The 19,228-nt window shown below is 34.7% G+C and carries 16 protein-coding genes and 1 pseudogene; 10 read left to right on the forward strand and 7 right to left on the reverse strand.

Annotated elements, in window-relative coordinates; translation table 11 throughout:
• Positions 1 to 96 precede the first annotated feature (96 nt).
• From QZZ51_RS11570 to QZZ51_RS11580, 3 genes are read left to right on the forward strand one after another with little or no spacing between them, the layout of a single operon-like run.
• Entirely contained in the window at positions 97 to 831 is a 735-nt protein-coding gene (locus QZZ51_RS11570) for a heavy metal-associated domain-containing protein (RefSeq protein ID WP_291869768.1), read from the forward strand.
• A gap of 3 nt (positions 832 to 834) precedes the next feature.
• Complete coding sequence (locus QZZ51_RS11575; RefSeq protein ID WP_291869770.1) at positions 835 to 3,069, forward strand: TonB-dependent receptor; 2,235 nt, start codon at positions 835 to 837, stop codon at positions 3,067 to 3,069.
• 42 nt (positions 3,070 to 3,111) lie between these two features.
• Positions 3,112 to 3,474, forward strand: coding sequence for a heavy-metal-associated domain-containing protein (locus tag QZZ51_RS11580; protein ID WP_291869772.1), 363 nt, complete (start codon positions 3,112 to 3,114; stop codon positions 3,472 to 3,474).
• Positions 3,475 to 3,563: 89 nt separating this feature from the next.
• Here QZZ51_RS11580 and groL read toward each other — a convergent pair whose 3' ends face one another.
• The 7 genes from groL to miaB all read right to left on the reverse strand — a co-directional run bounded on the left by groL (position 3,564) and on the right by miaB (position 10,319).
• The gene (groL, locus tag QZZ51_RS11585) at positions 3,564 to 5,195 is read right to left on the reverse strand and encodes a chaperonin GroEL (RefSeq protein ID WP_291869774.1); all 1,632 of its coding nucleotides are present in this window, start codon (positions 5,193 to 5,195) and stop codon (positions 3,564 to 3,566) included.
• A gap of 100 nt (positions 5,196 to 5,295) precedes the next feature.
• The gene (locus QZZ51_RS11590; RefSeq protein ID WP_291869776.1) at positions 5,296 to 5,574 is read right to left on the reverse strand and encodes a co-chaperone GroES; all 279 of its coding nucleotides are present in this window, start codon (positions 5,572 to 5,574) and stop codon (positions 5,296 to 5,298) included.
• Positions 5,575 to 5,716: 142 nt separating this feature from the next.
• Positions 5,717 to 6,085 carry a preprotein translocase subunit SecG gene (gene secG, locus QZZ51_RS11595; protein WP_291869778.1) on the reverse strand — a complete coding sequence of 123 codons (369 nt, stop codon included), beginning with the start codon at positions 6,083 to 6,085 and terminating at the stop codon, positions 5,717 to 5,719.
• A gap of 5 nt (positions 6,086 to 6,090) precedes the next feature.
• Entirely contained in the window at positions 6,091 to 7,029 is a 939-nt protein-coding gene (locus QZZ51_RS11600; protein ID WP_291869780.1) for a hypothetical protein, read from the reverse strand.
• Positions 7,030 to 7,035: 6 nt separating this feature from the next.
• The gene (locus QZZ51_RS11605) at positions 7,036 to 7,566 is read right to left on the reverse strand and encodes an LptE family protein (protein ID WP_291869782.1); all 531 of its coding nucleotides are present in this window, start codon (positions 7,564 to 7,566) and stop codon (positions 7,036 to 7,038) included.
• 9 nt (positions 7,567 to 7,575) lie between these two features.
• Positions 7,576 to 8,847, reverse strand: coding sequence for a sigma-54 dependent transcriptional regulator (locus QZZ51_RS11610; protein ID WP_291869784.1), 1,272 nt, complete (start codon positions 8,845 to 8,847; stop codon positions 7,576 to 7,578).
• A gap of 26 nt (positions 8,848 to 8,873) precedes the next feature.
• The gene (gene miaB, locus QZZ51_RS11615; protein WP_291869796.1) at positions 8,874 to 10,319 is read right to left on the reverse strand and encodes a tRNA (N6-isopentenyl adenosine(37)-C2)-methylthiotransferase MiaB; all 1,446 of its coding nucleotides are present in this window, start codon (positions 10,317 to 10,319) and stop codon (positions 8,874 to 8,876) included.
• Between the two features lie 195 nt (positions 10,320 to 10,514).
• Here miaB and QZZ51_RS11620 point away from each other — a divergent pair, with 195 nt between their 5' ends.
• From QZZ51_RS11620 to QZZ51_RS11650, 7 genes and pseudogenes are all read left to right on the forward strand, one after another.
• Positions 10,515 to 11,177 carry a class I SAM-dependent methyltransferase gene (locus tag QZZ51_RS11620; RefSeq protein WP_291869798.1) on the forward strand — a complete coding sequence of 221 codons (663 nt, stop codon included), beginning with the start codon at positions 10,515 to 10,517 and terminating at the stop codon, positions 11,175 to 11,177.
• A gap of 71 nt (positions 11,178 to 11,248) precedes the next feature.
• Positions 11,249 to 12,487, forward strand: a complete 1,239-nt coding sequence (locus QZZ51_RS11625; RefSeq protein WP_291869786.1) for a hypothetical protein — start codon at positions 11,249 to 11,251, stop codon at positions 12,485 to 12,487.
• A 117-nt stretch (positions 12,488 to 12,604) separates the two neighbouring features.
• Positions 12,605 to 15,130 carry a type I DNA topoisomerase gene (gene topA / locus QZZ51_RS11630; protein WP_291869788.1) on the forward strand — a complete coding sequence of 842 codons (2,526 nt, stop codon included), beginning with the start codon at positions 12,605 to 12,607 and terminating at the stop codon, positions 15,128 to 15,130.
• 2 nt (positions 15,131 to 15,132) lie between these two features.
• Positions 15,133 to 16,287: a formimidoylglutamase gene (locus QZZ51_RS11635; protein WP_291869791.1), complete on the forward strand. Its 1,155-nt coding sequence runs from the start codon at positions 15,133 to 15,135 to the stop codon at positions 16,285 to 16,287.
• Positions 16,288 to 16,410: 123 nt separating this feature from the next.
• Positions 16,411 to 17,775: a gliding motility lipoprotein GldK gene (gene gldK / locus QZZ51_RS11640; protein WP_291869793.1), complete on the forward strand. Its 1,365-nt coding sequence runs from the start codon at positions 16,411 to 16,413 to the stop codon at positions 17,773 to 17,775.
• Positions 17,776 to 17,864: 89 nt separating this feature from the next.
• The gene (gene gldL, locus QZZ51_RS11645) at positions 17,865 to 18,515 is read left to right on the forward strand and encodes a gliding motility protein GldL (RefSeq protein ID WP_291869794.1); all 651 of its coding nucleotides are present in this window, start codon (positions 17,865 to 17,867) and stop codon (positions 18,513 to 18,515) included.
• A gap of 132 nt (positions 18,516 to 18,647) precedes the next feature.
• A pseudogene (locus QZZ51_RS11650) lies at positions 18,648 to 19,228 on the forward strand (gliding motility protein GldM); the annotation flags it as partial.

Raw genomic sequence — 19,228 nt, forward strand, 5'->3', positions numbered from 1 at the left:
TAATTAGTTTTCGTGATTTGGAAAATTCCCATGTCGCGTTTTGTTGTTTCCTGTCTCTTACTTCGGAAACAAATAATAAATCAAAAATAATAAAGAATGGAAAAAATATATAATATAAACGGAATGACGTGTGGTGGCTGTGTAGCCTCCGTTACAAAAAAACTTCTCGAAATAGAAGGAGTGTCTAATGCAGAGGTGCAGTTAGAAAATTCAGAGGCTCGCCTAATTACAAAAGAACTAATAGGTGTAGAGGTTTTACAATCAGCTCTTGGGAGTAAATATACAATTGTGGAAAAAACGATAAGTTTTTCTGAGTCGGAAAGGCAAGTGCAAGGAGAAGAAAGTGTTTCTAAGTTGAAGCAACTAAAACCATTATTATTAATATTTTTATATCTTTTTTCAGCCGCATTCTTATTAAATTTTAGAGAATGGAATACGGCAAATGCAATGCTAGATTTTATGGGACTGTTCTATATTGTCTTTAGCTTTTTTAAGTTGCTAGATTTAAAGGGGTTTCCCGAAAGTTTTAAAATGTATGACCCATTGGCAAAGCTAATCCCTGCTTATGGATGGGTGTATCCTTTTGTAGAACTAACCTTAGGTTTGTTTTTCTTAATGCGTTTCCAGATACCGATGGCGTTGGTGTTGACTATTATCGTTTTAGGAATAACCACTATTGGTGTAATTAAAACCTTGTTAGATAAAAAAAGTATACGTTGTGCATGTTTAGGAACAGCTCTTAAACTACCAATGACGGAAGCTACATTTATAGAAAATGCCATTATGTTAGTTATGGCTATCGTTATGTTAGTTCAATACCTTAATTTATAAATCATGAGGAACTTATTTATAATTGCCTTAATGGTACCATTATTCTGTGTTTCTCAGGATAGAGTAGAGGGGATGGTTATGGAAGCTAATACAGCAGAAAAACATATAGCTTTGGAAGGTGCTAATGTGTACTGGCTGTACTCGCAAACAGGAACAGTGACTAATGCAGAAGGGTTATTTTCTATCCCTTATTTAAAAGAATATAATAAATTGGTAATTAGCTATGTGGGTTTTGAATCGGATACATTGCTAGTTGATGCTCCTAAGAAAGTACATCATTTTTTACAGCCGTCTAATGCTTTGGATGAAGTAGTGGTTCAGCAGAAAAGAGATGCTGTGCAGAAAACATTTTTTAGTGCGCAAAATGTTATAACGGTTAATAGTGCAGAATTACTTAAAGCGGCCTGTTGTAATTTGTCTGAAAGTTTTGAGACGAATCCGGCAATTGATGTAAATTTTTCGGATGCCTTAACAGGAACAAAACAGATTCAAATGTTAGGTCTTACAAGTCCCTATCTGTTAATTACACAAGAGAATATACCTATGGTTCGTGGAGCTTCGCAGGCCTATGGCTTAACATTTACGCCAGGTACTTGGGTAGAAAGTATACAGATTACTAAAGGAGCGGGTAGTGTGGTGAATGGCTATGAAAGTATTTCGGGACAAATAAATACAGAATTAGTAAAACCGCTAACAGATAATGCTATTTTTATTAATGGCTATGGAAATAAGAATGGAAGGCTAGAGCTCAACACTCATTTTAATAAAAAGTTGTCCGATAAATTAAGTACAGGTCTTTATATTCATGCCAATAGAAGAGATCAAAAAGAAGATGGTAATGCCGATGGGTTTTTAGATGCTCCTTTAGCTAACCAATTAAATGTAATGAGCCGTTGGCAATACCAAAACCCAGAAATGGGGTGGGTAAGCTTTTTTAATGTGCGTTTTTTAAATGATGAAAAACAAGTTGGGGAATCTAATTTTAACCCATACACAGATAAATTTACTACCAATGCATGGGGGAGCGAAATAGATACCCGTCGCTTTGATACTTCTGTGAAATTGGGTTATGTGTTTCCAGAAATGCCATTTCAGAGTTTTGGTTTTCAGGCATCTTATAGTATTCATAAACAAGATTCTTATTTTGGATTTAATGAGTACAATATTAACCATGAGAGTATCTATTCTAATCTTTTATTTAATTCTATTATAGGAGATACCCAGAGTAAGTTTAAAACGGGAATAACTTTTGCTTATGATGGTTATGACGAAATGGTTAATGTTACGGATTATTCAAGAGTAGATACTTCTGTCGGGGCATTTTTTGAGTATAGTTTTACTAATCTGGAGAAGTTAAGTTTAACTGCTGGGTTAAGAGCAGACACACATAATCGTTTGGGTAGTTTTATTACTCCGAGATTGCATGTGCGGTATACGCCATGGGAGAAAGCTAGTCTTCGAGGGTCTGTGGGTAGAGGTAAACGAGCAGCTAATATATTTGCGGAGAATCAGCAGCTTTTTGCTTCGGCAAGGCAAATTAATATACAAGAAACATCTGGAAATGTTTATGGTCTTAAAGCCGAAGATGCATGGAACTATGGAGTAAGTTTTTTGCAAGGATTTAATTGGTTAGAGAGAAAAGGAAATATTACAATAGATTTTTATAAAACTAACTTTAAGAATCAGATTGTGGTAGATTGGGAAAACCCTCAGGAAATTTCTTTTTATAATTTAGATGGCAAGAGTTATGCAAATAGTTTTCAACTAGAGGTAAATCATAAAATTTTAAAGAATGTAGAGTTTCGCACCGCTTATAAGTATTACGATGTAAAGACAGATTATAAAAGCGGCTCTTTACAAAAGCCACTACAAGCCCAACATCGATTTTTTGCAAATTTGGGATATAATACTACTCCAAAAGAAAATGGTTCTCAATGGCGGATGGATTATACATTGCACAGTTTGGGGAAGCAGCGCCTACCAAATACAAGCTCTAATCCTATAGCATATCAATTAAACGAGTATTCGGATTCTTATAGTTTAATGAATGCGCAAATAACAAAAGTGTTTTCTAAGAAGTTTGAAATTTATTTAGGAGGAGAAAATTTAACGAATTATACACAAAACAATCCTATTTTAGGAAGTGATAATCCTTTTGGCGCTAATTTTGATACTAGTATGGTATATGCACCAATTATGGGTCGTATGTTTTATGGTGGATTTAGATTTAAACTTTAGTAACTTGTTGGGCCAATTTGGTTTGACGTAAAATATAACAAGATGAAAAAAATAATGGTAGCATTTGTACTAACAACGATAACAACTTTCGCTCAAGAGAAAAATAAAAAAATGTCTTTCGAGGTAGATGGAAAGTGCGAAATGTGTAAAATGCGAATAGAAAAGGCAGCTTTAAGTTGTAAGGGAGTTAAGTATGCGCAATGGGATATTCCTTCGCATCAGCTTTCCTTAATTGTGGATGAGCGTAAAACGAACCCTATGAAAATAAAAACAGCTCTTGTGGCTGTTGGGCACGATACCAAAGAGTTAAAAGCTACAGATGAAGCTTACGATAGTGTGCATCCTTGTTGCAAATACCGAGAGGATAATTCAGATGATAGTGAGCAACATGGGGATAAACATTAGGAGTTAGTTCTTAAAAATAGAAAACCCGTATTGAACATTTTCAATACGGGTTTTATTTTATACCTATTTGTATATAGCCTTCCGGTTATCTACATCATGCCAGGCATTCCGCCACCGCCCATTGGAGGCATAGCAGGGGTATCTTCTTTAATATCTGTTAATGCACATTCTGTAGTAAGAATCATTCCTGAAACAGAAGCAGCATTCTCTAAAGCAACACGAGTTACTTTTTTAGGATCAATAATACCAGCTTTCATCATTTCAACATATTGTTCAGATTTAGCATCGTATCCGTAATCTCCTTTGCCTTCTAGTACTTTAGAAACTACAACAGAACCTTCTCCGCCAGCATTTTCTACAATAGTTCTTAAAGGAGCTTCTATGGCTCTGGCAACAATTTGTAAGCCAGTTTCTTCGTCTGCGTTTTCAGTTTTTATTTTTCCTAAAACAGATTTTGCTCTTACTAAAGCAACACCACCACCAGCAACAATACCTTCTTCAACAGCAGCTCTGGTTGCATGTAGGGCATCATCAACTCTATCTTTTTTCTCTTTCATTTCTACTTCAGAAGCAGCACCAACATAAAGAACAGCAACACCGCCAGCTAATTTAGCTAAACGCTCTTGTAATTTTTCTTTGTCGTAATCTGAAGTTGTAGTCTCTATTTGAGCCTTAATTTGGTTTACTCTTGTTTTTATAGTTTTAGCATCGCCTCCACCATTAACAATTGTAGTATTGTCTTTGTCTATAGCAACTTTTTCACAAGTACCTAGCATTTCTAGAGTTGTGTTTTCTAAAGAGAATCCTCTTTCTTCAGAAATAACAGTACCACCAGTTAAGATTGCTATATCTTCTAACATAGCTTTTCTTCTGTCTCCAAATCCTGGAGCTTTTACGGCAGCTATTTTAAGAGAACCTCTTAATTTGTTCACTACCAAAGTAGCAAGAGCCTCGCCATCTACATCCTCAGCAATAATTAAAAGAGGTTTTCCAGATTGAGCAACAGGCTCTAATACAGGAAGTAAATCTTTCATTGCAGATATTTTCTTGTCGAACAATAAAATATAGGGACTCTCTAAGTCGGCAATCATTTTTTCCGAATCGGTAACAAAGTAAGGAGAAAGGTACCCTCTGTCAAACTGCATTCCTTCTACAACATCCACATAAGTTTCTGTTCCTTTAGCTTCTTCAACAGTGATAACACCTTCTTTACCAACTTTTCCAAAAGCTTTAGCGATTAAATCGCCAATAGTATGGTCGTTGTTGGCAGAAATAGAAGCAACTTGTTTAATTTTTTCAGAAGAATCTCCTACTTTTTTAGATTGCTTAGCAAGATCCTCAACAATAGCTTCTACTGCTTTGTCGATACCTCTTTTTAAATCCATTGGATTAGCGCCAGCAGCAACATTTTTTAAACCTTCTTTTACAATTGCTTGTGCAAGAACAGTTGCCGTTGTTGTACCATCACCAGCTAAATCGTTGGTTTTAGATGCTACTTCTTTTACCATTTGCGCACCCATATTTTCTAATGGGTCTGCTAATTCTATTTCTTTTGCAACAGTAACACCATCTTTAGTAACTGCAGGAGCTCCAAAGGATTTACTAATAATTACATTTCTTCCTTTAGGTCCTAATGTAACTTTTACTGCGTTTGCTAAAGCATCGACACCTCTTTTAAGGCCATCTCTTGCTTCAATATCAAATTTTATATCTTTTGCCATTTGTGTAGACTTTTTTTGCCTCTAGCTTTTTGCTGTCGGCTTGGTTTTATAATTTGTTTTAATAGAAGCTAAAAGCAAAAGGCTAATAGCTAAAAGCAATTTAGACTATTGCCAAAATATCGCTTTCGCGCATCATTAAATAGTCTGTTCCTTCTAATTTTAATTCTGTTCCTGCGTATTTTCCATAAAGGACAGAATCTCCAATTTTTACAGTTACAGCTTCATCTTTGGTTCCTGGGCCAACTGCAACAACTTTTCCTTTTTGTGGTTTTTCTTTAGCGGTATCTGGGATATAGATTCCAGAAGCGGTTTTGGTCTCAGCAGCCATTGGCTCAATAAGAACTCTATCTGCTAATGGTTGAATGTTTACTTTAGCCATTATATAATTTTTTTAATTTGTTTATTAAATTCTAGGTTAAGTTAGGCAGTAATTATGCCATTGCTAATTTACTGCCATATTTAAAACAAAAAATGCCAGCTTGTCATAAAGCTGGCATTTTTATATGTTGTAATGTAATTTTTTATTCCTCGCCTGTCGGTGTAGCATCTTCTGTTGCTGGAGCAGGTGTTGTAACTTCTGCAGGAGCAGTCTCCTCAGGGACAATAGTTTCGATATCATCTCCTTGTAATAATTTAGAGTCTGCAGTGCCAAAGTTTCCTTTTAGTGCAATGTTAGAAGCTAAAATTAGTACAACTAATAGCGCAGATAATGTCCATGTACTTTTATCTAAGAAATCGCCAGTCTTTTTAACGCCACCAACAACTTGTTGGCCACCTCCGCCAAAAGAGGAAGAAAGTCCGCCACCTTTAGGGTTTTGCACCATTATTACTAATATTAGTAAGAAACATACGATGATTATAAGAATCAAAAAAATGGAAAACGTGCTCATTGTACTTAATTATTATCCTGTTGTAATTTTTCTACCGCTTTAATTCGGTCTGCAAAGAAACTACTTTTTTCTGGATATTTCAAACTTAATATTTTATAAGCCTGGATGGCTTTTTTATACTTTTTTTGTTCCAAATAAACCTTGGCTAAAGTTTGCGTCATTAATTCATTTTTATCTAAAGTAGTAGATGCTTTGATATCTATTTTTTCAGATAGATTTTTTTGTGGAATTATTTTCGGCTTCTTAGCAATGAACTGATCGATTCGGTCAAATTTATTCTTTTTAGAATCTTTAATTACGGGGTTTGCGGTAATGTTTTCTTTTGCTTTTTTCTTAGTTTTATTCTTCTCGGGTTTTCTGTTAATCTCCTTAAAAGAAGTAAGTTGTAGCCATTCAGCGAAAGAATGTTTTTCTTTTTGGTTAAAAGGTAAAGGGGAGCCTATTTCTAAAGTGTCTTTGGAGGTTTTTGTAAGTTCTGTGTTTTCTTTTTTGGAGTTAGGACTTACTTCCTCTTGCTTGGTTTTAAATAATGCAGGGTCTAAAATGTTATTAGCGTCTTTAGCATCCTGGGGTAGAGGTTTATCTTCCGATTCTTCTATTAATGGTATTTCTTTAATAGGTATTTTTATTTCTTCTGCAGTAACATTTAAATCTGCTAGATCAATTTTTTTTAGAGGCGTAGATGTTTTTTTTGTGTTTTGTAAAAAGTCTTTGCTTGTTATAAAGTTAAAAAGCACATCTCTGTCTGTAGTATATGCAGCAGTAATTTTTAAAGCATTATTATATTTATAGCTATTTAGATTTTTTAACCCTTTTAAGTGTAATGCTCTTGCGGCCTGAAAATAAGGGTATTCTTTAATAATTTCTTCTAATTGATTGGTCTGAATAGGGTTAACAACCTTATCCGGATTTTTTAATAGATATGTAAAGTCTTCTACATTCATAAGGAGTTACCAATCTGCTAAAGATGCATTAAAAATGTCTTGCGTTATACGTTCAAAAATAACTTCGTGTGCTTCAGATTTAATACTTGTTAACTGTACGTTTGCATCGTAATCGTAGAAAAAAGAAAAATTTTGTTCAAAATCTACATCTTCTTTAGTTTTATTGAAGAACCTACATTTTACTCTTACTGTTAGTCTGTTTTGTGCAGCAGTTTGTTGTGCTGTTGCGCTCATAGGGGAAATTCTATACTCTGTTATTTCGCCCTCGTACAATAAGTCGGCGTTATTGTTATTAACTAAATCTAAGCTAGACTGGTTCATTATGCGTTCTTGCAATGCTTGCGTAAAATCTCGATCCATGCCTGGTTCAAAAGTAGAGCCTGGGCTTTGTGAAGCATAATTTTGAAAATAGTTTACTTGAAAAGTTTTTGCTAAACCTTGATTACCTCCTGTGAAGTTATAGATACCGCAACTGCTTATGCTTAATGCAAGAAGTAATATTAACGCTCTGTTTTTAGTTTTTAATAAAAAATTCATTCCTGAAGTTTATAAATCGTATTGTTTAATTTTTCGATACAATGTGCGTTCGGATATGCCTAACTCTGAGGCGGCAGCCTTGCGTTTACCTCTATTACGTTCTAGAGATTTTTTTATAAGTTCAATCTCTTTCTCTTGTAAAGATAAGGTTTCTTCCTCTTCTATTTCTTCTGCAAAATGATACTTATCGTCTATGATAGAAGCTTCAAAATTATTTTCTATTTGTGGTTCTGGTAACTGTAGAATGGGTAAAGGAGAGTTTTCTTCTTTAGGTGTTTCTGTGTCATCATTGTCTCCATATATTTTTTGAATAAGATGCTCATTTTCTTCCTGAACCTTCTGTGTGTCGTTGTTTTTTAACAACTCCATGGTAAGCTTCTTAAGGTCATTAAGGTCTCCTTTCATATCAAACAAAACCTTATAAAGAATTTCGCGCTCGTTACTAAAGTCGCTTTCCTTCTTGTCCTTGTCAATTAGCGCAGGTAAAGTGTTACTGTTTCCATTGGGAAGGTACCCGTTTAAAGTGGCTATAGAAATATTACGTTTTTCTTCTAATACAGAAACTTGCTCGGCAATATTACGGAGTTGACGAATATTCCCTGGCCATCTATATTTTAATAGTAGTTGCACCGCATTTTCATCTAAACGAATAGTTGGCATTTTATATTTCTGTCCAAAATCGGAAGCAAATTTCCGAAATAATAAGTGAATATCATCTTCTCTTTCTCTAAGCGGCGGAATATTTATTTCTACAGTACTAAGACGATAGTAAAGGTCTTCTCTAAATTTTTCTTTTTTAATGGCTTCAAACATATTCACGTTTGTAGCAGCTACAATACGAACGTCTGTTTTTTGTACTTGTGAGGATCCTACTTTTAAAAATTCACCATTTTCTAATACACGTAATAAACGTACTTGTGTTGTCAAGGGCAATTCGCCTACTTCATCTAAAAATATGGTTCCTCCATCTGCAACTTCAAAGTAGCCACTACGGGTAGATGTAGCTCCTGTAAATGCTCCTTTTTCGTGTCCAAAAAGTTCGCTATCTATGGTGCCTTCTGGAATGGCTCCACAGTTTACAGCTATATATTTGGCGTGTTTTCTGTGGGAGAGCGAATGTATAATTTTAGGAATAGCTTCTTTACCAACGCCACTTTCTCCTGTTACTAAAACAGAAATATCGGTAGGTGCAACTTGTATGGCTTTTTCCAAAGCTCGGTTGAGTTTTGGGTCGTTGCCAATGATTTCAAATCGCTGTTTTATGGCTTGTATATTTTCCATAGAATACTTTTTTATGCCAATTTATCTTAGTTATTGTCTGAATAGCCTACTGCCTTACCTTTTAGAGTAGCAGAAGTACAATCTTCAATTTTTACATTTACAAAATCGCCTATTTTGTAATTTTCTTTCGGAAAAACAACAACGGTACTTTGAGAATTTCTTCCCATCCATTCGTTTTTCGATTTTTTAGAAGTTCCCTCAATTAGTACTTCTTCTGTTTTTCCAAGATGCGCTTGGCTTCTATATTGGCAATGACCTCTTTGTAAGGCTATAATCTCTGCCAATCTTCTTTGCTTTACTTTTTCTGGAATATCGTCTTCTAATTTTCTGGCTGCCATAGTTCCTGGTCTTTCGGAATAGGCGTACATATACCCAAAATCATATTTCACATAATCTAAAGCCTTTAGGGTGTCTTGGTGGTCTTCTTCTGTTTCTGTTGGGAAACCCGTAATCATATCTTGGGAAATAGAGCAATTCGGAAGAATCTGGCGAATATTGTCTATTAATATAAAATATTCTTCAATCGTATGTAACCGGTTCATTTCTTTAAGAATCCTATTGCTTCCACTTTGCACAGGCAAATGAATATGCTTGCAAATGTTTTTGTATTTGGCCATGGTCCGGATAACTTCTAGCGTCATATCTTGCGGATTAGAGGTAGAGAAACGGATTCGCATTTTTGGCTGTGCTTCGGCTACAGTGGCTAGCAAATTGGCAAAATTTACAGCTGTTGCCTTTTGCATTTCAGATGCGTTATCAAAATCTTTTCTTAGTCCGCCACCATACCATAAATAGCTATCTACATTTTGTCCTAGTAAGGTTATTTCTTTGTAGCCTCTGTCCCATAAATCTTTTACCTCTTCTAGAATAGATTGTGGTTCTCTACTACGTTCTCTTCCTCTGGTAAAAGGAACTACGCAAAAGGTACACATATTATCGCATCCGCGAGTAATGGAAACAAAAGCATTAACTCCATTTGTATGTAAACGAACGGGGGCAATGTCTCCGTAAGTTTCCTCTTTAGATAAAATTACATTTACAGCATTTTTACCATCATCAATTTCTTGAATAAGATTAGGAAGGTCTTTGTAAGCATCTGGGCCAACTACCATGTCCACAATTTTTTCTTCCTCCAAAAACTTGCTTTTAAGACGTTCTGCCATACAACCTAAAACACCAACCTTAAGATGTGGTCTTTCCTTTTTTATAGCATTGAATTTTTCCAAACGTTTCCTAACTGTTTGTTCTGCTTTATCGCGGATAGAACAGGTATTTACTAAAACTAAATCTGCATCCTCTAGCTTTTGAGTGGTATTAAAGCCTTCTTTGGTTAATATAGATGCTACAACCTCGCTATCTGCAAAATTCATTGCGCAGCCATAACTTTCTATATAAAGTTTACGCTTGTTGTTGTCTTTATTTTCAGTGGAAACAGAGGTTCCTTGTATCGATTCGTCTATGGTTTTCTCCATGGAGTTACTTGGCTTCATTTAGTTTTAAAAGAAGAGCAAAGATAACGCTAAAATCAAATTTATGACAAATTGACAGTTGTAAAGTTTTGGTAAAATTAAATTAGAACACTTTGGGTTGCATGCCTAAGAGGAGTTCGTATTGTTCTTACAATATATAAATTGAGAAAAATAAAGGAAGAGCTTACCTTTGTAAGTATGAGCGAAAAACGCAAGAAAGAGCCATGGCCTACAAAGGCTGTTATGAATCAAATTTACGAGAAAAAGTTATGGGGAGGAGAGGCTACTAGTGATTTTTATTCTGGGATGGGATCCCATGCGTTAGATGTGGTAGAGCCATATATAATAGAAGTTACAACGTTTTTAAATTCGTTTAATAAAAAATTGATTGTGTGCGATTTGGGTTGTGGCGATTTTAATGTAGGAAAACAATTAGTACAACATACCCAAAAATATATAGGAATAGATATAGTGCCTGCTCTTATAGAAAGGAATAGAGAACTTTTTAAAGATGATAATCTAGAGTTTTATTGTTTAGATGTATGTAAAGATGTTTTACCAATTGGTGACTGCGTTATTGTTCGGCAAGTAATACAACATTTAAGCAATGCCGAAATAAATAACCTTCTGCAAAAATTAAAGAACTATAAATACTTTATTCTAACAGAACATCTTCCTTTAAAAAATTATGTTGCCAATATCGATATTATTACAGGCCAAGGAATACGGCTTAAAAAAAATAGTGGAGTAGATATTCTAAAACCTCCTTTTTCTATGCAAACTAAATTATTAAAGAATTTGGGAGCTGTTAGGTATGATCATAACAGCGGTATTTTTACTAAAATATACCAGAATTTTTAATAGAAAAAATATTTATTGCAACCAATTACTAAGTTACGCATCTAATCTATAACCAATTAAAACAAGGGGTTATGAAAATTAAAATTGTCTTAGTGCTAGTTGTTATTTCTTTTGGGTTGTTTTCTTGTGAAAAAGAAGACGATGGTAAATATGCAGATTATTTAGTAGCTAAGCCTTTAAAGATGACAAAAGCGGAGTTTAAAGAAGGTGTAGCTATTATAGCTCCTATGCCTATTGATGAATCAGGGAAGATTTACGCATATGAAGACTATATTTTTATAAACGATAAGTACAAAGGGGTACATGTAATAGATAACACAAATCCTTCTTTACCAAAAAAAATAGCGTTTATTAAAATTGCAGGAAATGTGGATATTTCTGTAAAGGATGATTATCTGTATGCGGATAGTCTTACAGATTTAATGGTTTTAGATATATCAGATGTCCATAATATTAAGATAGTAAATCGGCTAAAAAATGTATTAAGAGATAATGTAATTTGGCCAGTAGCTGATTTTTATGAGTATGGGAACCTAGATTCTGAAAATGAAATTATTATAGGGTGGGAAACCGTTACAGAAAGACGCCTAGTAGAAGACTACGAAAAGAGATTTGGAGGAACAGATATTATGTTTGCAAATGAAGTGGATGCGGGTTCCGTAGGTCAAGGCGGTTCTTTAGCTCGGTTTAAGATTGTAGATGATTATTTATATGCGGTAGATAGCCATACTATAAATATTTTTAATATAGAGGATTTAAGTAACCCAAAAGATTTAGAAGATGTGTATGCAGGGTTCGATATAGAGACAATTTTCAACAAAGGAAATTATCTTTTTTTAGGGAGCATGCGTGGCATGTATATTTATGATATTGCTACACCGGCAACTCCTACTTTTGTTTCTGAATTTCAACATGGTACAGCCTGCGACCCTGTGGTGGTAGATGGCGATTACGCTTATGTTACTTTAAGAGGTGGTAATGCCTGTGGAGCAACAGAAAGCGGATTGTTTATTGTAGATATTTCGGATATAGCAAATCCTATTTTAGCAGAAACCTATGCTTTAGAAAGCCCTTATGGACTTGGAATTAAAGATGAAAAATTATTTGTGTGCGATGGAAGTGCTGGATTAAAAGTGTATGATAAATCGGACATTGAAGATTTAAAACAACTAAATCACTTTAAAGATATTGACACTTTTGATGTAATTCCTATGAAAAATCAATTGTTAATGGTAGGAGATGAGGTTCTGTATCAATATGAATATTTAAATAATAACATTAAATTAATCAGCACTTTAGCGTTAAACTAAGGAGGCTTAACAATAAGGAAAAAGTCTCTTTTTAAGAGGCTTTTTTTTATACATATATATAAGGTATCACATTTAATTAAAAAATTCAACTACTTTTGTAGCTTCAAAAACTAATGAATGGCTAAGAATTTAGTAATAGTAGAGTCGCCGGCAAAGGCAAAAACCATAGAGAAGTTTTTAGGTAAAGATTTTAAAGTAGAGTCCAGTTTTGGTCATATCGCTGATTTACCTTCTAAAGAATTAGGTGTCGATGTTGACAAGGATTTTGAACCTAAGTATATAGTAGACAGTGATAAGAAAGCTTTAGTTAAAAAACTAAAAGATTTAGCAAAAAAAGCAGAAACTGTATGGCTAGCGAGTGATGAGGATCGCGAGGGGGAAGCTATATCTTGGCATTTAGCAGAAGAGCTAAAATTAGACAAAGACAAGACAAAGCGTATTGTTTTTAACTCTATTACTAAGTCAGCAATTCAGAAAGCAATTGAAAATCCAAGGGAAATAAATTATAACTTGGTAAATGCGCAACAAGCCAGAAGGGTATTAGACCGTTTGGTAGGGTATCAATTATCACCTGTTCTTTGGAAAAAAATTAAACCAGGACTTTCAGCAGGTAGAGTACAATCTGTTGCTGTTCGTTTAATTGTAGAAAGAGAACGTAGTATTGAGGGTTTTACACCTGTTGCTTCTTATAAGGTTGTTGCTCAGTTTATTACGAAGCAAGGGAATGTTTTTTCGGCAAAATTAAATAAGACTTTTACTTCAAAATCAGATGCGCAAGAATTTTTAAATAAAAACATAAGTGCTAATTTTTCAGTCGGAAACTTAGATAAAAAACCAGCTAAGAAATCACCATCAGCACCCTTTACAACTTCTACTTTGCAGCAAGAAGCAGCAAGGAAATTGTACTTTTCTGTGGGTAGAACCATGCAAGTAGCCCAACGGTTATATGAAGCTGGACTCATAACTTATATGAGAACAGATAGTGTAAATCTTTCCGAAGAAGCTGTGAAGGCTGCGAAAGATGCTATTGTTCAGAATTATGGTGAGGATTATAGCACCATAAGAAACTTTACAGGTAAATCTAAAGGAGCACAAGAGGCCCATGAAGCAGTAAGACCTACAGATATGTTACGTTCATCGGTTTCTTTAGAAAGAGATCAGTCTAAACTATATGAACTTATCTGGAAACGTACCATTGCTTCGCAAATGAGCGATGCCCAGTTAGAGAGAACCAATGTAAAAATTAAAACCAATACCCATACCGAAGAATTTACGGCTAATGGAGAGGTTATAAAATTTGATGGTTTCTTAAAAGTATATTTAGAAGGTTCTGATGATGAAGATCAAGCAGAAGAACAAGAAGGGATGCTGCCAGCAATGAAGGTAGGAGAGGCATTAAATAATAAATATATTACAGCTACAGAGCGTTTTTCTAGAGCACCGTATAGATTTACAGAAGCTTCTTTAGTTAAGAAATTAGAAGAATTAGGAATTGGTAGACCCTCTACTTACGCACCAACAATATCTACTATATTAAATAGAGGATATGTAGAAAAAGGTACAATAGAGGGTGTAGAAAGAAAATATACGCAATTGGTATTAGAGGCTAATGCGGTAGAAGAAAAAAACCTTACAGAGACAGTCGGTTCCGATAAAGGAAAAATGGTACCTACAGATATAGGTATGATTGTAACGGATTTCTTAGTAAGCAATTTTGCTACTATTTTAGATTACAATTTTACTGCCAAAGTAGAAGAAGATTTTGATCAAATAGCCAGTGGAGAAGAAGATTGGAAAAAAATAATGAAAGCTTTTTACAAAGATTTTCATCCTACGGTATTAGATGTAGAGGCAAATGCAGATCGCGCAAGTGGAGAACGTATTTTAGGTAAAGATCCTAAAACGGGAAGACAGGTTTCCGTACGTTTAGGAAGATTTGGACCTATGGTACAAATTGGTACTGTTGAAGAAGAAGAAAAACCATTATTTGCTAGCTTGTTGCCAGAGCAGAACCTTGGAAGTATAACTTTTGAAGACGCGATGGAACTTTTTAAGCTGCCAAGAGATTTAGGCGTTTATGAAGGTGAAGAAGTAGCTGCTAATGTGGGTAGATTTGGCCCGTATGTTCGTTTTGGTAAAAAGTTTATTTCTTTACCAAAAGATGAAAGTGCCATGAATATTACTATGGAAAGAGCAATTGAGCTTATTGTAGAGAAACAAAAAGCAGATGCTCCGATAGCTTCTTATGAAGATAAAGATGTAGTAAAAGGAGTAGGTCGTTTTGGCCCTTTTATTAAATGGGATGGAATGTTTATTAACGTAAACAAAAAATACGATTTTGATACTCTATCACAAGCGGATATCGAGGAATTGATTGAGGCTAAAAAGCAGAAAGAGATAGATAAAGTTGTACACAACTGGGAAGAAGAAGGTATACGTATTGAAAAAGCAAGATGGGGAAGGCATAATGTTTTAAAAGGTAAGATTAAAGTAGAACTTGCTAAAACAGTAGATGCCGCTGCTATGACTTTAGAAGAAGCGAAAGCTTTAATTGAAGCAAAAACACCAAAGAAAAAAGCAAAAACTAAGCCAAAAGCTAAGGCGAAACCAAAAGCGAAGGCAAAACCAAAAGCTAAAAAATAAATATGGCGTTTGATTTTTTAGTGCCTGTAGAGGATAAAGTTATGGCTCATTGTGAGCTATTGCCAGAACAGGCTTTAGGGAGAAACATTCATGTACATACCGAGAGAGATGGATTGCCAGTCTTGGCAAACGCCTCTATCGCTATTTTGGGAGTAAAAGAGTCTAGAAACGCTTTTGAAAAGAAAACAGAAAAATTAGATGTTTCCGTTATTAGAATTCAGTTTTATAAACTAATGTCTGGAAACTGGAACTCTACGATCGTCGATATGGGCGATATAGAAGAAGGAGAATCGGTAGAAGACACCTATTTTGTAGTTAAAGAAATTGTTGCGGGTTTAATTGAGGAAAATGTAGTGCCTATTATACTTGGGGCAACTCAAGATATAACCTATGCTGCATATAGAGCTTTCGATGGCTTAAAAGACATGATTAACTTGGTGGCTGTAGATAGCCGTTTCGATTTTGGAATGGAAGATGAATTGATATCTTCACATTCTTATATGAGTAAAATTATTACCGATAAGCCAAATAATTTATTCAACTTTTCTAATATAGGGTACCAGAGTTATTTTAATGCTCAGGAAGAATTAGATTTAATGGAACGTTTGTTTTTCGACTCTTATAGATTAGGAGAAATGTTTAATGATATTTCTTTAGCAGAACCCGTATTAAGAAATGCACACATGGTAAGCCTAGATGTTCGTTCTATTAAGGCAAGTGAAATTTGTTTTTCAGAGAATTTTTCACCTAATGGATTTACTGGACGAGAAATATGTGCTATTGCCAGATATGCTGGTATCAGCGATAAGGTAGGCGTATTTGGTATTTACGAGATGGAAAACACCATACAATCTTGCCAGATTATTGCACAAATAATGTGGTACTTTGTGGAAGGTTTTAATTTTAGAATATCAGAATCTCCATACTCTAATACCGATTTTATTAAGTATATAGTGCCCAATGAAAATGAGGAACTCATTTTTCATAAAAGTTTATTAACAGAAAGATGGTGGGTAGAAGTACCATCTATTTTGTCTTCACATACTAAAACAAATTCACCTGCGTTATTACCATGCACAGAAAAGGACTATTTAGATGCATGTAATCAAAATATTCCTGAAAGGTGGTTTAAGGCCTATAAAAAAGGCTTCAATTAACAATAAAATTTTTTTAAAGGATTACAAGTACAATACAATAATTTACTCAAATCGTAGTTTTAGAGAGTAGAATAAACAATTGTGTTTGCAATTTTTAACCATAATCGAAATTTAACCTAAAGTATGAAGAAGCTATTGTTATCATCTATAGCGTTTGTTTTTTTACTCACCAGTTGTGGGTCTAAAACTAAAGGAGAGCTAGTTGGAGTCCAAGGAAAGAAATGGTATCCAGAAAAACCCTATGGAATGGAATTGATCCCAAGAGGGTCTTTTATTATGGGTAAGAGTGAAGAGGACCAAGCGAAAGTTCTCAACGCACCAACCAAGACAGTAACCGTTCGTTCTTTTTATATGGATGACACGGAAATTACAAATAGCGAATATCGCCAATTTGTAGAATGGGTTAAAGATTCTATTACTAGAACAAAATTAGCAATTCTTGCAGACGAGTTAGGTATTGGTCCAGAAGAAGGAGGAATAGGCGATTTTGTATTTAAAGATGCAGATACCACCAAAATTTCAGTTTACGACAAATACATGTTAGATAATTATTCTGGTATGGGCGAAACTAGTTCTGAAGGAAGAGCTTTAAATAAAGACGAAGAGTTAGTTTGGGATGTTTCAGAATACCCAGATGAATACTATACAGAAGTTATGGATTCTCTTTATATACCTGAAGAAGAGTCTTATAACGGGCAAAGAACAGTAGATGTAACTAAGCTTAAGTATAAGTATAGTTGGATGGATATTGAAGCTGCAGCACGTGCTTCTAGAAAAGGGAACAAAAGTAGAAAAGACTTTATCCGTCATGAAGAGTTAGAAATTTATCCAGATACAACCGTATGGATTCGCGATTTTGAATATTCGTATAATGAACCAATGCACAACGATTACTTTTGGCATGATGCGTATAGTGAATACCCTGTAGTTGGGATTACTTGGAAGCAAGCACAAGCTTTTTGTAACTGGAGAACAAAGTATAAAAACGATGATCAAAAGAGTAAAGGAGCTCAGTTCGTAAATAAGTTTAGATTACCTACCGAAGCAGAATGGGAATATGCTGCAAGAGGTGGTATCGAAGGAGGAACATATCCTTGGGGTGGGCCTTATGTAATAAGTGATACAGGATGTTTTATGGCAAACTTTAAACCACAACGTGGGGATTATGCAGCCGATCAAGCATTATATACGGTAGAAGCTAAAGCATACGAGCCTAATGACTTTAATCTTTATAACATGGCTGGTAATGTGTCCGAATGGACAAACTCTAGCTACGACCCTAACTCTTACGAGTATGTATCTACAATGAACCCTAATGGTGGTGATGGTAGTAACGAAAGAAAAGTTATTAGAGGTGGATCATGGAAAGATGTTGCTTATTTCCTACAGGTAAGTACCAGAGATTATGAATATGCAGATTCAGCACGTAGTTATGTTGGTTTTAGAACCGTACAAGATTACATGGGTGAGGAAGATGCAACCAAATAAGAATTATTTTAACAAGTATATTTAAATACACAAGTATCAAATTTTAACCAAATCTTTATTATTTATTAAACCTTAAATTAAATTAAATTATGGCACAGTCAAAATCAACAAAGAAATTATTTAATATGGCCTATGGTCTTGGAGCCTCTATTGTAATTATTGGAGCTCTATTTAAAATTCTTCACTGGGAATTTGGACCATTAACAGGTGGATTATTATTAGCAGTAGGTCTTATTACAGAGGCACTTATTTTTGCTATTAGTGCATTTGAGCCTATTGACGACGAATACGATTGGTCTTTAGTATACCCAGAATTAGCAGGTGGTATGTCTAGCGGAGTAACTAATGATGCAGTAGAAGCAAAAGAAGCGGATGCTTCATTATCTAAAAAGTTAGATAACCTTTTACAAGAAGCTGGTATCGATGCTAACTTAATGGAGAGCTTAGGTTCTAGTATTAAGAACTTTGAAGGAGCTGCAAAAGGAATAGCGCCTACTGTAGATGCAATGGAGTCTACTAAAAAGTATTCGGATGAAATGGTACATGCTGCCTCTCAGATGGAGTCTTTAAACAGTCTTTACAAAGTACAATTAGAAAGTGCAAGCAAGCAAGCTTCTGTAAATGAAGAAGTAGTAATGAATGCAAGTGCATTAAAAGATCAAATGGCATCTCTATCTACGAACCTATCTTCATTAAATGGAGTGTACGGTGGAATGTTATCTGCAATGAGTAAAAACTAATTAGAGATTAGTATAACCCCAAATTAATAATAAAATCTAATTAGAAAAAACATGGCAGGAGGAAAACAGTCACCACGTCAGAAAATGGTAAACCTAATGTATTTGGTTTTCATTTGTATGCTGGCCCTAAATATGAGTAAAGAAGTACTTGCAGCATTCGGTATTATGAATGTTAAAATGGAAGCTTCTAACGCGAAAACTACAGCGAGCAACGATTTGTTCCTAGGAAGTTTAGAAACTAAAGCATCAGAAAACACCGAGAAATTCGGAAAAGTGTATGAAGGTGCAAAGAAAATCAAAACATTATCCCAAGAGTATTATGATTATTTGGAAGGTCTAAAATCAGAAATGATGGAAGGCGTTAAAGATCCAACGGATTATGCAGTAATGGATAAGGCAGATTACCTAGATCAAAAATTCTTTCAAGGAGATAATCTTGCCGAAGGTGGTAAAGAATTCTTAAAAAGAATTACAGACTATCGTACTCAAGTTGCAGCTCTTGCTCCAAAAAGCATGAAATCTACTATCGTTTCTAGGTTTGAAACTGGAGATGAAAATGGTAAAGTCTTAAAGAGAGATAAAACTAAGCAAGATTGGATTAACTATCAATACGAAGGTTTTCCATTAATTGCTTCTTTAACTAAGTTAACCGCTTTACAAGCAGACATTAAAGCAACAGAAGAAGATGCTTTAAAAACAATGCTAGCAGGTAA

Source organism: Maribacter sp. (genome assembly GCF_016744255.1).
Lineage (GTDB): Bacteria > Bacteroidota > Bacteroidia > Flavobacteriales > Flavobacteriaceae > Maribacter_B.

Excerpts from the sequence above, each read along its gene's own strand:
- QZZ51_RS11570 (WP_291869768.1), top strand. The coding sequence starts at position 97 with ATGGAAAAAATATATAATATAAACGGAATGACGTGTGGTGGCTGTGTA.
- QZZ51_RS11575 (WP_291869770.1), top strand. The coding sequence starts at position 835 with ATGAGGAACTTATTTATAATTGCCTTAATGGTACCATTATTCTGTGTT.
- QZZ51_RS11580 (WP_291869772.1), top strand. The coding sequence starts at position 3,112 with ATGAAAAAAATAATGGTAGCATTTGTACTAACAACGATAACAACTTTC.
- groL (WP_291869774.1), bottom strand. The coding sequence starts at position 5,195 with ATGGCAAAAGATATAAAATTTGATATTGAAGCAAGAGATGGCCTTAAA.
- QZZ51_RS11590 (WP_291869776.1), bottom strand. The coding sequence starts at position 5,574 with ATGGCTAAAGTAAACATTCAACCATTAGCAGATAGAGTTCTTATTGAG.
- secG (WP_291869778.1), bottom strand. The coding sequence starts at position 6,085 with ATGAGCACGTTTTCCATTTTTTTGATTCTTATAATCATCGTATGTTTC.
- QZZ51_RS11600 (WP_291869780.1), bottom strand. The coding sequence starts at position 7,029 with ATGAATGTAGAAGACTTTACATATCTATTAAAAAATCCGGATAAGGTT.
- QZZ51_RS11605 (WP_291869782.1), bottom strand. The coding sequence starts at position 7,566 with ATGAATTTTTTATTAAAAACTAAAAACAGAGCGTTAATATTACTTCTT.
- QZZ51_RS11610 (WP_291869784.1), bottom strand. The coding sequence starts at position 8,847 with ATGGAAAATATACAAGCCATAAAACAGCGATTTGAAATCATTGGCAAC.
- miaB (WP_291869796.1), bottom strand. The coding sequence starts at position 10,319 with ATGGAGAAAACCATAGACGAATCGATACAAGGAACCTCTGTTTCCACT.
- QZZ51_RS11620 (WP_291869798.1), top strand. The coding sequence starts at position 10,515 with ATGAGCGAAAAACGCAAGAAAGAGCCATGGCCTACAAAGGCTGTTATG.
- QZZ51_RS11625 (WP_291869786.1), top strand. The coding sequence starts at position 11,249 with ATGAAAATTAAAATTGTCTTAGTGCTAGTTGTTATTTCTTTTGGGTTG.
- topA (WP_291869788.1), top strand. The coding sequence starts at position 12,605 with ATGGCTAAGAATTTAGTAATAGTAGAGTCGCCGGCAAAGGCAAAAACC.
- QZZ51_RS11635 (WP_291869791.1), top strand. The coding sequence starts at position 15,133 with ATGGCGTTTGATTTTTTAGTGCCTGTAGAGGATAAAGTTATGGCTCAT.
- gldK (WP_291869793.1), top strand. The coding sequence starts at position 16,411 with ATGAAGAAGCTATTGTTATCATCTATAGCGTTTGTTTTTTTACTCACC.
- gldL (WP_291869794.1), top strand. The coding sequence starts at position 17,865 with ATGGCACAGTCAAAATCAACAAAGAAATTATTTAATATGGCCTATGGT.